The sequence below is a fragment of the Flavobacterium luteolum genome, assembly GCF_027111275.1.
GTDB lineage: Bacteria > Bacteroidota > Bacteroidia > Flavobacteriales > Flavobacteriaceae > Flavobacterium > Flavobacterium luteolum.
In genome coordinates, this window is sequence record NZ_CP114286.1 from 624,615 (window position 1) to 638,461 (window position 13,847).

Below are 13,847 nucleotides of genomic sequence, written 5' to 3' on the forward strand. Positions count from 1 at the left end.
ATTTACTCACTTTTCTTTCTATCTAAAACCATATTCGTCAATTTGCAAAGCGAAACTAGATTCCCTGCTTCATCGGTAATTTTGATTTCCCAAAGATGAAGGCTTCTTCCTTTGTGGATAATTCTGGCTGTCCCAAAAACATAACCTTCGCGAATACTTTTTAGATGATTTGCCGAAATTTCGATACCTCTTACCTCCTGTTCTTTCGGATTGATAAAAAAGAAAGAAGCGGCACTTCCAACGCTTTCTGCTAAAGCTACAGAAGCTCCGCCATGCAACAATCCCATTGGCTGGTGAACATTCGGATTTACAGGCATTTTTGCAGTTAAAAAATCTTCTCCGGCATCGATATATTCAATTTTTAGCGTTTCCATTAATGTGCTTTTAGAAAACTCATTACAGCGCGCTAAAATCTGTTCTTTTGTATAATTCATTAAAATAAACTTTAAAAACGTAAAATTAAAGAAAGATAAGACATAAATCTAAAATCCGATCCTAAATTTAAAATTCAACTTCAAACGTGTAGGTTTTTTGTTATTTTTACAAAAACAATCAAAATCAATCTTTGGCCATTTTTTGCCACAGATTACACAGATTAAAAGGATTTTGAAATACTTTGTGTTGATTTTTTTTTACCACGAATTCACTAATTTTTCTAATTTAAAAAACAAATAATTAGTGAACTCGTAGCGGAAAAAAATCTTTTTAATCCTTTTAATCTGTGGCTAAAAAAACATTCAAATGCGTCAATACTTTACAATCTTTCTTCTTGGTTTAATTTTAGCATTCAGTTCTTGCCGAACTGACTTTGATACCGTTGCCAGCACTGGAGATTTGAAGTTTTCAAAAGATACCGTTTATTTGGATACTGTTTTTAAAAATATCGGTTCAAGCACGTATCAATTGAAAGTTTACAACCGAAGCAAAAATGATATTTCGATTCCGATTGTGCAGTTCAAAAAAGGTTTGAGCTCAAAATACCGCATGACAGTTGACGGAATGAGCGGCAACAACGGAAAAATCTTCAAAGATGTTACGCTTTTAGCAAAAGATAGTTTATACATTTTTATAGAAACTACGGCAGATATTACAGATGCAAATCCGACTGATTTTCTTTATACCGATGAAATCCAATTTGACAGCGGCGCGAATCTGCAAAAGGTCGCTTTAGTAACTTTGATTCAGGATGCCGTTTTTCTTTATCCAAATCAAAACCCTGACGGAACAAAAGAAAAAATAAAAATTGACGGCAAAGATGTTGACGGTTTTTATTTAAGCGAAAATGATTCACAAAACGGAAACGAGTTGATTTTTACCAACCAAAAACCATACGTAATTTACGGTTACGCGGGAGTTCCAGAAAATAAAACAGTAACTTTTGAAGCTGGCGCAAGAGTTCATTTTCATGCTAATTCTGGTTTATATGTTGCAAAAAATGCTTCTCTTCAAATCAACGGAACAAATTCAACAACTGATAAATTAGAGAACGAAGTTATTTTTGAAGGCGATCGATTAGAATCAATGTACTCTGACATTCCTGGACAATGGAAATCGGTTATTTTTGAGAAAGGAAGTGCCAATCATTCCATTAATCATTTAACTTTAAAAAATGCGATTGTTGGTTTAGATTTTAGAAATTCTTCCAATACTATTGAAATCAAAAACTCACAGATTTACAATTGTGCCGAATACGGAATTCTAGCTCAAAATGCTCAAATTAACGGAGAAAACTTAGTAATTAACTACGCTGGTTTGGCTAGTTTATCTTGTGTTTATGGCGGAAATTATAAATTCACACATTGTACTTTCAATAATAATTGGTCATCTTCATCTCAATTTGCTGTTAGCTTAAGTAACTCATTGGCAGGAGCAACTCCAGAAACCAATCCGCTGACACAGGCTACTTTTAACAACTGTATCATTTACGGGTCAAGTACAAACGAATTTAATTTAAGTAAAAGCGCTAATTCGTCATTTGTTTATCAGCTGAACAATTGTCTTTTAAAATTCAGCAGTTCATCAACAAATCCACTTTATCAATTTAAAACTGATACAGAACATTATACTAATATTATTCTAAACGAAAATCCTAAGTTTTATAAACCTTCTGAAAACAAATTCAATATTGATAAAACTTCTTCCGCTTTCGCTAAAGGAAATCAGGCGTATATCATTACAACAGATATCTTAGGAATTACAAGAACTTCACCTCCAGATTTGGGTGCTTATCAGAGTCAGGAGTTTCCTAAATAATAGTTTTGCCACGAAGGCGCTAAGGCGCAAAGTTTTTTTAGAATTTTACTTGTGTATTTTGCTCACAAAGACGCAAAGTCGCAAAGTATTTTGACAAAGTATCCATGACGTTTGTCATTTCGACGAAGGAGAAATCTTCGCGAGTAACTCCGCGAAGAGAATCCAATCTTTGTCGAGCTTCTTGTGAAGATTTCTCCTCCGTCGAAATGACATAAATTGAGAAAAAATTTTCTTTTTTTAATAAAAAAACTTTGCGACTTTGCGTCTTTGCGAGATTAAATTTCCTCAATCTTGCAATTTTCTCGGATTTCCTTTAAAAAAAATTGTAATTAAATTTTAAGAATCTCTTTCTTATCTAGAAGTCCTTTTTTGATTCAAATTTGAAAAACAACAATAGTTTACAGCGAAAATCTGATGATCAAAAAATGTTAAATTTCATATGTTTCAACTAGCAAAAAAATTGCATTTTTAGGGCAAAAAAGTGGAAAAATAAATAATTAAAAAGGCTCAGATTCTTGCTTTTTTTTTCGGTTTAGATTGACTAAATTTGCAGCTCAATACAACAAACTACACAAATGATCCATTTCTTTGAAAACCAAAGCAAAACTGTTTTTGCCGTACAAACGCAAAACGAAATTTCAGCTCAAGACATTTCAAAATTAAACTGGCTTTTTGCCGACGCAAACAAGATCGAAAAATCTGCATTGACAGGATTTTTTGTTGGTCCACGCGCCACTATGATCACACCTTGGAGTACAAATGCTGTAGAAATTACTCAAAACATGGGGATTTCTGGCATTATCAGAATTGAAGAATTTCATCCTGCAACGGAAGATTTTACAGATTTTGATCCAATGCTTTCTCAAAAATTCAACGAATTAGATCAGGAAATCTTCACTATCAACATTCAGCCGGAACCAATTCTGGAAATTGATGATATTGCCACTTACAACAAAGTAGAAGGTTTAGCTTTAAGCGAAGAAGAAGTTGATTACTTAAACAATCTTTCGACTAAACTAGGAAGAAAATTAACTGATTCTGAAATTTTTGCTTTCTCACAAGCGAATTCAGAACACTGCCGTCACAAAATCTTCAACGGAACTTTTGTAATTGACGGTGAAGAAAAAGAAACTTCTCTTTTCAAATTAATCAAAAAGACATCTCAGGAAAATCCGAACGATATTGTGTCTGCTTACAAAGACAACGTTGCTTTTGTAAAAGGACCAAAAGTGCAGCAATTTGCACCAAAATCGGCTGACAAACCTGATTTTTACGAAATAAAAGAATTTGATTCGGTAATCTCATTAAAAGCCGAAACACACAATTTCCCAACAACAGTTGAGCCTTTTAATGGAGCTGCAACAGGTTCTGGAGGAGAAATTCGTGACCGTTTAGCCGGAGGACAAGGTTCATTGCCTTTAGCTGGAACTGCGGTTTACATGACTTCATATTCTCGTCTAAAAGAAGATAGAAAATGGGAAAATGCAGTTGAAGAAAGAAAATGGTTGTACCAAACTCCAATGGATATTTTGATCAAAGCCTCAAACGGAGCTTCTGATTTCGGTAATAAATTTGGTCAGCCGCTTATTACAGGTTCTGTTTTAACTTTCGAACACGAAGAGGAGAACCGTAAAATTGGTTACGATAAAGTAATCATGCAAGCGGGAGGAATTGGATACGGAAAACTAGATCAATCAATTAAAAAGAAACCACAAGAAGGCGATAAAATCGTAATTCTTGGAGGAGAAAATTATAGAATCGGAATGGGTGGTGCTGCGGTTTCTTCTGCAGATACAGGAGCTTTCGGTTCAGGAATCGAATTAAATGCGATTCAACGTTCAAATCCTGAAATGCAAAAACGTGCTGCAAACGCGATTCGTGGTTTAGTTGAAAGTGACAATAACCCAATTGTTTCTATTCACGATCACGGAGCTGGAGGACACTTAAACTGCCTTTCTGAATTAGTGGAAGAAACTGGAGGTTTAATCGATTTAGATAAATTACCAGTTGGAGATCCAACACTTTCTGCAAAAGAAATTATCGGTAACGAATCTCAGGAAAGAATGGGATTGGTTATTGGTCAAAAAGATATTGATACTTTACAAAGAATTGCTGATAGAGAGCGTTCGCCAATGTACGAGGTTGGAGATGTAACGGGAGATCACCGTTTTACATTCGAATCAAAATCAAATGGTTCAAAACCGATGGATTATGCTTTAGAAGATTTCTTCGGAAGTTCTCCAAAAACGGTTATGACAGACAAAACTATCGATAGAAAATATGCTGATGTTGCGTATTCAGCAAATGACTTCGAAAGTTATTTAAAAGACGTTTTACGTTTAGAGGCTGTTGCTTCAAAAGACTGGTTAACGAACAAAGTTGACCGTTGCGTTGGTGGAAAAGTAGCAAAACAACAAAATGCAGGTCCGTTACAATTGCCTTTGAATAACGTCGGCGTTATGGCTCTGGATTATTTAGGTAAAGAAGGAATTGCAACTTCTATCGGACACGCTCCTATCGCTGCTTTGATTGATCCGGTTGCAGGAAGTAGAAATGCTATTGCAGAATCGTTATCAAACATTATCTGGGCGCCAATTAAAGATCAGATAAAAGGTATTTCATTATCTGCAAACTGGATGTGGGCTTGTAAAAACGAAGGTGAAGACGCTCGTTTATACGATGCTGTACAAGGTTGTTCAGATTTTGCAATTGAATTAGGAATCAATATTCCAACAGGAAAAGATTCACTTTCAATGAAACAAAAATATCCAAACGATGAAGTAATTGCGCCGGGAACGGTTATTATTTCAGCTGCTGGAAACTGTACCGATATTAAAAAAGTAGTAGAACCTGTTTTACAGAAAAACGGAGATTCTATCTATTATATTAATTTGTCTCAAGATGATTTCAAATTAGGAGGTTCATCTTTTGCACAAATCAGAAACACAATCGGAAACGAAACTTCTACAATTAAAGACGCTTCTTTCTTTAAAAATGCTTTTAATACAATCCAGGATTTAATTGGTGAAAACCAAATTTTAGCGGGTCACGATATTGGAAGCGGTGGTTTAATCACTACTTTATTAGAATTGTGTTTTGCTGATGTGAATTTGGGAGCTAAAATTGATTTCTCTGCATTTGCTGAAAAAGACTTGTTGAAAATCCTTTTCGCAGAAAACATCGGAATTGTTTTCCAAGCTAAATCTGACGCAGCTGTTGAAGCTAAATTGAAATCTAATAATATTGAATTCTTCAAAATTGGTTCTGTAACTTCTACAGCAACTTTAGAAATTGCAGATTATAAATTAGATATTCCAACTTATAGAGACGTTTGGTTTGAAACTTCTTATTTATTAGATCAAAAACAATCTAAAAACGGAAGAGCTCAGGCACGTTTTGAAAACTATAAAAATCAGGTTTTAAACTATACTTTCCCAACACATTTTACAGGAAAGAAACCAGAAATCGACAATTCTAAACCAAGACCAAAAGCGGCTATTATTCGTGAAAAAGGAAGTAATTCTGAGCGTGAAATGGCAAATGCGATGTACTTGGCAGGTTTTGACGTAAAAGACGTTCACATGACGGATTTAATTTCTGGTCGTGAAACGCTTGAAGATATTCAGTTTATTGGAGCTGTTGGAGGATTCTCTAATTCAGATGTTTTAGGTTCTGCTAAAGGTTGGGCTGGAGCTTTCTTATACAACGAAAAAGCAAAAACAGCTTTAGACAATTTCTTCAAAAGAGAAGATACTTTATCTGTTGGAATCTGTAACGGTTGCCAATTGTTTATGGAACTGGAAGTAATTAATCCTGAGCACGAAGTTCACGGAAAAATGCACCATAACGAAAGCCAGAAACACGAAAGTATCTTTACTTCTGTAACAGTTCAAGAAAATAATTCGGTTATGTTATCGACTTTGGCTGGAAGTACTTTAGGAGTTTGGGTTTCTCACGGAGAAGGTAAATTCAAATTGCCTTATGCAGAAGACCAATACAACATTGTTTCTAAATACGCTTACGAAGGTTATCCTGCAAACCCGAATGGTTCTGACTACAACACAGCAATGATGTGTGATAAAACCGGAAGACATTTGGTTATGATGCCTCACATTGAGCGTTCGACTTTCCAATGGAACTGGGCGCATTATCCAAAAGATAGAAATGACGAGGTTTCGCCTTGGCACGAAGCTTTTGTTAATGCTAGAAAATGGATTGAGAAAAACTAAAAATATATTTTTACTAAAGCGCCCGAATTTTATCGGGCGTTTTTTTTTAGCCACGAATTCACAAATTTCTATTTTCAAAAAATAGAATCAAGAAAATTCGTGAATTCGTGGCTATAAAAACTATTTAAAACTATTCTAAGATTAATTTAATGGTATCTTAAGACAGCTTAAGCAAGCGTAAACATTCTGGTAAATATCTTTGCTACATGAAAAATATTATACGCAAAATATACCTCGCAATTCTCTTATTTACTTTAAGCCAATTTTCTTTTGCTCAAAAAACAGCAATAAAAGGAACCATCACAGACGGAAAAAATCCTATAGAATTTGTTGATGTAATTTTAAAAAACACAGCCGATTCAACCAAAACCGCTAATTATGCTGTTACGGATATTTCTGGAAATTTTTCATTAGAAAATGTAACTTCTGGAGAATATCTGCTTCAGTTTAAATTAATTGGTTTTAAAACCAATACTAAAAAAATAAAATATACCGGTACAGCTATTTCACTTGGCACGATCACTTTGCAAGAAGATGCCAACCAGCTTAATACTGTCGTGGTAAATTCACAGAAAAAACAGATTCAGAAAACAAACGAAGGCTTTATTTTTAATGCTGTTTCGAATATTTCGCAAACGGGCGGAACCGCTACAGATATGCTTAAAAGTATTCCAACGGTTGCTGTCGATGCAGAAGGCGGTATTACCTTAAGAGGAAAATCGCCAATGATTTTGATCAACGGAAAAAATTCGGCTATTACCAATATGGATCAGATTGCTGCGAGCAGTATTGAAAGTATTGAAGTAATTAGTAATCCTACGGCTAAATATGATGCAAATGCCGAAAGCGGTATCATTAATATAAAACTCAAAAAGAACAACCTCAGCGGTACAAATGGTGCTGTAGCATTGGGCGCAGGTTTTGGTGCAAAAGGAAGAGTAAATAGTTCTGTTCTTTTCAATCATAAAACAGAAAAATGGAATTTTGGTTTAGGCTATGACAATCGTTTTGCTGGAAGAACAAAGAAAATAAATGCCGACCGAACCAATTATTTTATTGATGACGAACATTTTATTCATCAAAATCGAAATGATGAACGAACTGAGGGTCTTCAGAATCTCAAATTAAATATTGATTTTTCTCCAAATGACAAAAATAGCTTTTCATTTGAAGCGCTTGGAAATCTAGAAACTCAAGACAATGACGAGACTTTATACACGCAGGTAAACACAAGTGCCAATGCCTTTTTCTCCAATAACAGAAGACATTCATTAGAACTGGAACGCTCAAAAGTTGGCGAACTTGCTTTTACCTATGATCGTAAATTTGATGATGCCCGAAAAAGTTTAAATACCTCAATTACCTCTTCTTTCGGAAAACACAGAGAAAATACCGATATTGACACTTATAATTACGATGAATATCAGCAGCAGATTGGTGACGCTTTGTTACAGAGAACACATAATTACGAAAATCAAAATATTTCGAATGCCATAGTTAATTATGCTTTTCCAATTTCTGAAAAATCAGTTATAGAAACGGGTTACAAAGGAACCTTCAGATTTTTCAATTCAGATTTTGAAAGTGCCGATATGATTAATGGTGATTATGTTGTAAATCCTTTAGCTAGTAATAGTTTTGAATTCAATGAACAGATAAACGCTGTTTATGGTTTGATCAATTCTTACATTGGTGATAGCGAAAATCCAAAATGGAAATACAATTTAGGTTTACGTGCCGAAAATGTTTCCAATACTGGAGCAACGCAAAATAATAGCGATCGATTCAGTAATAATTACTTGAAACTCTTTCCATCAGCTTCCATACAATTGAATTTAAAACCTTATGAATTCATAAAGCTAGGATATAGCAAACGAATTAACCGTCCTGATCTCGATGATTTAAATCCGTTTATTGATATTACAGATGCACTGAATCCGCATGGTGGAAATCCGTACTTAAAGCCAGAGATCATTCATATTGCCGAAATGAGTTATAATAAAAACTGGAAAAATTATTCTTTCTCGACCAATGCTTTTTACAGAAATGCAACCGATGCCATTAGGCAATATGCACAGCTTTTGGACAATGGTGTAATTTTACTTCAGCCACAAAACATTGGAAGTACTGTTACGTACGGTTTAGAAACAATTTTCAGTCTTAAACCATTTTCTTTTTATGATGCCAATATTAGTTTAACTGCTTTTCAGCAAAACATTAATGCAGACAATTTGCCACAGGCCGAAGATGTTGTAAGCAGTGCTTTTAGCTGGTACGGAAAAATCATTAATAATTTTGTTCCTTGGAAAGGCGGAAAACTTCAAATTATTGGCAACTATAATTCGGCTGTTGCAACTCCGCAAGGAAAAAGAATTCCGATTTATAATGTTGATATGGGATTTCAGCAAAAATTAGGAAAAGGAAATGCTCGACTAGGTTTGGTTGTTACAGATATGTTTAATACACTCGAAAGCGGTTATAAAAACAATACACTTTTGTTTAGCAATAACCGAACGAACAAATCAGATACGCGTGCTCTAATGGCAACTTTTGCTTACACTTTCAGATCTGATTTTAAAGAAAAACTACTCGAAAACCAGTTTTCTACGGAATAAAAACTCATCTAAAATAAATAAAACATAAAAATTTCATTCTTGTATTTTTAAGCTTCCATTCTATAAAAAAAATGGATTATATTCGCCCAACAAAAAATCAGCCACTAGATTTTTTCGGCCCAAAAACACTTAAACCTACATCGAATGAAATTTTTAAAATTACTTTTTATTTTCAGCATCTTCTTTGCTGTTACACCATCGCATTCACAAGTTCACGTAGATCAGATTATTCACAATTCTAAAGAACGCTATATCACCACAACTATCGGTTATCCAGTTCCTGGAACTTACGCACCTTTAAATCAAAAACAGCCTATAACGGTATTAAATCCAGACGGAACAGGTTTTATTCAGGCCGAAGATTTAAGCAAACAAAAAATCAATTGGGGAATAGAATGTAACGAAGAAGGTGTTCCTGTCTTTAAAGAAGGATTCAATAGTGCCTCTTATACGTTTTGGTACAGACCAAACGATAGTGAAGAATGGTACTACTCTCAATTTTCTATTCATTTTGTCAAGAAAAAAATGTTTTTGATGGGCGAAAGAGTAAAAGAATATGTAGATTACAACGTACAATAAGCATTAAAAAAAGAATCCAAATTAAACTTTTCTTGATTTTTAGGAAATTTCACCGCAAAAAAGAAAACGTTTTCGTTGATTTTTAATAGTCTCTATAAATTTTCCCATAAAATTTCATTAAATAAAAAATCATACCTAATTTTTATTTAATTTGCGATAAAATTCAATATATTAAACATGGTTTCAATCACACGCCTTTTTGATTTTCCCTATTATCAACAAGAAACTTACAACCTTCCAGTTGCTCTTGCAACCAAAAAAAATGGAGTCTGGGAAAAAACATCCAGTGAAGAATATATTGCAAAAGCAAATGCTATTTCGAGAGCATTATTGCGTATGGGCGTTCAGAAAGATGATAAAATTGCTTTAATAAGCTCAAATAACCGTACCGAATGGAATATTATGGATATTGGTATTTTGCAGACTGGTGCTCAGAATGTTCCAATTTATCCAACTATTGCAGAAGAAGATTACGAATATATTTTAAACCATAGTGGCAGTATCTATTGCTTTGTTTCTGATGAAGAAGTGCTACAGAAAGTAAATGCAATTAAAGCCAATGTACCTTCATTGAAAGAGGTTTATTCTTTTAATGAAATTGATGGCTGTAAACATTGGTCAGATTTATTGATTTTAGGCGAAGATGACAGCAATCAAAGCGAAGTTGAAGCTAGAAAAGATAGCATCCACACAGACGATTTAGCAACAATTATTTATACTTCTGGAACAACAGGAAGACCAAAAGGCGTTATGCTTTCGCACAAAAATATTGTGTCAAATGTTTTAGACAGTTCGCCAAGAATTCCGTTTGATCCAGGAAAAAGTACAGCATTAAGCTTCTTGCCTATCTGCCATATTTTTGAAAGAATGATTTTATACATCTATCAATATTATGGTGTATCGGTTTACTTTGGAGAATCTATTGATAAAATCAGTGATAACTTAAAAGAAGTACGTCCAACTGTAATTACTGCTGTACCAAGGCTTTTAGAAAAAGTATACGATAAAATTTATGCTAAAGGTGCAGAATTAACAGGTATCAAGAAAAAACTGTTTTTCTGGGCTATCGATTTAGGTTTAAGATATGAACCATACGGAGCAAATGGCGCTTGGTATGAATTTCAATTAAAAATTGCCCGCAAACTTATTTTCAGCAAATGGAAAGAAGGTTTGGGCGGAAATTTAGATTTAATGGTTTCTGGAAGTGCCGCTTTACAGCCACGTTTAACAAGAGTTTTTGCTGCTGCAGAAATTCCGGTTATGGAAGGTTACGGTTTAACTGAAACTTCTCCAGTAATTGCCGTAAACGACCAAAGAAACAAAGGATTTAAAATTGGAACTGTTGGAAAACCAATCCGTAATGTGGAAGTGAAAATTGCCGAAGACGGAGAGATTCTATTAAAAGGTCCGAACGTAATGTTAGGCTACTATAAAGACCCAGAAAAAACTGCTGAAGCTGTAATTGATGGTTATTTCCATACCGGAGATATTGGAGAAATTGACAACGAAGGTTTCTTAAAAATTACAGATCGTAAAAAAGAAATGTTTAAAACTTCTGGCGGTAAATATATTGCTCCGCAAATGATCGAAAATGCAATGAAACAATCTCGTTTTATTGAGCAGATTATGGTTATTGGTGAAGGTGAAAAAATGCCAGGCGCTTTTATTCAGCCAAACTTCGAATTTGTAAAAGAATGGGCTAAAATCCATAAAATTACTTTAGGAAGTTCTGATGCAGAAATTAGTGCTAATCCAGATGTTATTAAACGCATTGACGAAGAGGTGGAAGGCATCAACAAAAAATTCGGACACTGGGAACAAGTAAAACGTTTTGAGCTTACACCAGATGTTTGGTCTATAGATGGCGGACAGCTTACTCCTACTCTAAAATTGAAACGTAAAATTATAAAAGAAATTTATAAAGATCTTTACGGAAAAATCTACGGAAACAATTAATAAATCAGAATAATATAACCAAACGAAAACGGCTGTCAATTGACAGCCGTTTTTAATTTATGTGTAAATCCCTCAATGACTAATGTCATGATAATTATCAAAATGCTTTCTATTTTTCTAGAAGAAAAAGTTTTTAAAATCTAGGAAGAAACTTCTTTTCTTAGCTTTCTTTTCAAGCTTTTCTTTTTTTTCGGTTCTTTTCTTTTTGAGAACCTCTTTAGCTTTCTCCATCCGTTTAACCGGCTTTATTTCCTGTGTTTTAGAATTTTCGTAAAACTTTTTGAAAGGACGCGGTTCAAAATCAACCAAAATTGCAGCCATATTTATAGCATCAATGTTTGATGGATCCGTTTCACCTTTAAAGAAAGTCTCGATAGGTCTAAACTTATCTTTCTTCTCCTTAAATTTATTCTTTTTGCTGTGATCGAAATCTAAACCCAAAAGATTACTGAAGACATTCATATCATCTTTGGCTGGGTTGTCTTCGAAAATCAACCAGCACAAATCACGAAGTTTACCACGAGAAGGCTGATACAAATAATCAAAGTATTTACCTTCCTTTTCTATCTCGTATTTTTTTCTAATTGCTTTTTTATATTGTTGTAATGTATTGTTTTCCATGGTATTTTGATTTTGTAGTTCTTGGGAATCTCAGGAAATCGAAGGTTTTTCTAAGAAATCCAATATCACACAAGTTCAAAAGCACCATTGCTTTACCAGAGAAATTTCTCTAAATGATATGTATAATTTTCCTAAAATTCACCTTTCCTTTCCATAGGTTAATAAGTTCTAAATCCACCTCTCTACTCGAGGCAAATGGCAACTCACTAAATTCCACTTTATCTGTTTGACCACTATAGTCTGACCTAAGTCCTATTTTTTGATTCATCCTTAAATTTTTATTGTTTAGTATTAAGCTTCTGAGGCACTAAGATTCTAAGCAGCTAAGCTTTTCAAAACCTTTGTCCCTTTGTTTCTATGAACCTCAGCCCTAGAAACAAAAAAAGCACCCAATTAAAGGTGCTTCTATAACAAATACGATATAACTATCCTATTGCCTATATTGATGCACCGACATGTAAAAGCATTCACGAAACGAAGTCGCGGCTACTAATCCTGGGTTGTGTATGTATAATTTAAAACTCATTTTATTTATTTTTTATAATTGTTGTTGTTGTTTTCTGAAACGCTTTGTTTCAATTTTGTTTGGCAAAGATATGATAGAAAAATTCATATTTCCAAATATTTTTTAGTATTAATTTTCTGACTATCAATTAGTTAGACTTAAAATTTAGACAAAGAAATTCCTGTCCGCAAACTGGTGCAGATCTCATTTTTGTATCAAATGACTGTTACTCATTAGATTACTTTCCAAGACTATATCTTTCTATTTTTATTACTCATTAAACATTTTGGTCAACTATTTTTTTAGTTTTTTTAGTTCTGGTTTGTTTTCTCTATCATTTTAAACATCTTTCTTGTCATATTGAGCGAATTTCATTGTCACACTGAGCGAAGTCGAAGTGCTAAAAACAAAAAAAACGTCCTACAATGAGGACGCTTTTCTATTTTATGATGAGTTTGACTCTAAATACTAAATCATAATTTCATAAAAATACATACGCATCCTGAGCTATTAGCTGGAAAATCTCCTGCTAAAGGTTCAAAAAATTGGCTTGATGAATATTTCATATGTATTTTTTCTATTATTAATTACAGATACAAATGTACTATATTTTAGATTAATTTAACAAAATATAGCCAAAATATATTTTTTTGTAACAAAAAATCCCGACAATTGGTTATTGTCGGGATTTGAGTTTTTATTGAAATAATTTACGGTTGCTACTACAAGCCTTATAAATCTGCTTCTCTGAAAATAGCGATAAGGTTTCTGCCAGATTTCGGCTGGTTCTTAAACAGCTCAGGATTTTTTGCCTTAAATTGATATCGTCGCCAAACTCTGTATGCATTAAAAGCTCGAAGATTTCCTGCAAATACAAGGGCTGTTCTTTGTAATCTCCCTCAAACAATTCGTCTGAAAGGAAATTAATTACGGATGGCACTACATCACGATGTGTTGGTTTTTGATTTTCTTTTGTCATTTTTCTGAAAATATTAAACGCACGAAACCCTCATCTTCGGTTGTGACAAAACATTCTTATCGAATGAGATTAGGGCTATCACTAGCTCCAGCAACGTGAATGAGGGCTTC

The 13,847-nt window shown here is 33.9% G+C and carries 8 protein-coding genes; 5 read left to right on the forward strand and 3 right to left on the reverse strand.

Annotated elements, in window-relative coordinates:
* Nucleotides 1-2: 2 nt before the first annotated feature.
* On the reverse strand, nt 3-434 hold the full coding sequence (locus OZP10_RS02415; RefSeq protein ID WP_281633353.1) for a PaaI family thioesterase: 432 nt from the start codon (nt 432-434) through the stop codon (nt 3-5).
* A gap of 307 nt (nt 435-741) precedes the next feature.
* On the opposite strand from OZP10_RS02415, the gene OZP10_RS02420 reads away from it, so the two are divergent.
* The 5 genes from OZP10_RS02420 to OZP10_RS02440 all read left to right on the forward strand — a co-directional run bounded on the left by OZP10_RS02420 (nt 742) and on the right by OZP10_RS02440 (nt 11,632).
* Entirely contained in the window at nt 742-2,253 is a 1,512-nt protein-coding gene (locus OZP10_RS02420; RefSeq protein ID WP_281633354.1) for a hypothetical protein, read from the forward strand.
* Between the two features lie 575 nt (nt 2,254-2,828).
* Complete coding sequence (purL, locus tag OZP10_RS02425) at nt 2,829-6,482, forward strand: phosphoribosylformylglycinamidine synthase (RefSeq protein WP_281633355.1); 3,654 nt, start codon at nt 2,829-2,831, stop codon at nt 6,480-6,482.
* A 206-nt stretch (nt 6,483-6,688) separates the two neighbouring features.
* On the forward strand, nt 6,689-9,097 hold the full coding sequence (locus OZP10_RS02430; protein WP_281633356.1) for a TonB-dependent receptor domain-containing protein: 2,409 nt from the start codon (nt 6,689-6,691) through the stop codon (nt 9,095-9,097).
* A 144-nt stretch (nt 9,098-9,241) separates the two neighbouring features.
* Nucleotides 9,242-9,676, forward strand: a complete 435-nt coding sequence (locus OZP10_RS02435) for a hypothetical protein (RefSeq protein ID WP_281633357.1) — start codon at nt 9,242-9,244, stop codon at nt 9,674-9,676.
* 177 nt (nt 9,677-9,853) lie between these two features.
* Nucleotides 9,854-11,632: an AMP-dependent synthetase/ligase gene (locus OZP10_RS02440; RefSeq protein ID WP_281633358.1), complete on the forward strand. Its 1,779-nt coding sequence runs from the start codon at nt 9,854-9,856 to the stop codon at nt 11,630-11,632.
* Nucleotides 11,633-11,749: 117 nt separating this feature from the next.
* Here OZP10_RS02440 and OZP10_RS02445 read toward each other — a convergent pair whose 3' ends face one another.
* Nucleotides 11,750-12,253, reverse strand: a complete 504-nt coding sequence (locus OZP10_RS02445; protein WP_281633359.1) for a hypothetical protein — start codon at nt 12,251-12,253, stop codon at nt 11,750-11,752.
* 1,202 nt (nt 12,254-13,455) lie between these two features.
* The gene (locus tag OZP10_RS02450) at nt 13,456-13,737 is read right to left on the reverse strand and encodes a hypothetical protein (protein WP_281633360.1); all 282 of its coding nucleotides are present in this window, start codon (nt 13,735-13,737) and stop codon (nt 13,456-13,458) included.
* Nucleotides 13,738-13,847: the final 110 nt, after the last annotated feature.

Coding starts and splice junctions, on each gene's coding strand:
- OZP10_RS02420 (WP_281633354.1), top strand. CDS start 742: ATGCGTCAATACTTTACAATCTTTCTTCTTGGTTTAATTTTAGCATTC.
- OZP10_RS02430 (WP_281633356.1), top strand. CDS start 6,689: ATGAAAAATATTATACGCAAAATATACCTCGCAATTCTCTTATTTACT.
- OZP10_RS02445 (WP_281633359.1), bottom strand. CDS start 12,253: ATGGAAAACAATACATTACAACAATATAAAAAAGCAATTAGAAAAAAA.
- purL (WP_281633355.1), top strand. CDS start 2,829: ATGATCCATTTCTTTGAAAACCAAAGCAAAACTGTTTTTGCCGTACAA.
- OZP10_RS02450 (WP_281633360.1), bottom strand. CDS start 13,737: ATGACAAAAGAAAATCAAAAACCAACACATCGTGATGTAGTGCCATCC.
- OZP10_RS02435 (WP_281633357.1), top strand. CDS start 9,242: ATGAAATTTTTAAAATTACTTTTTATTTTCAGCATCTTCTTTGCTGTT.
- OZP10_RS02440 (WP_281633358.1), top strand. CDS start 9,854: ATGGTTTCAATCACACGCCTTTTTGATTTTCCCTATTATCAACAAGAA.
- OZP10_RS02415 (WP_281633353.1), bottom strand. CDS start 434: ATGAATTATACAAAAGAACAGATTTTAGCGCGCTGTAATGAGTTTTCT.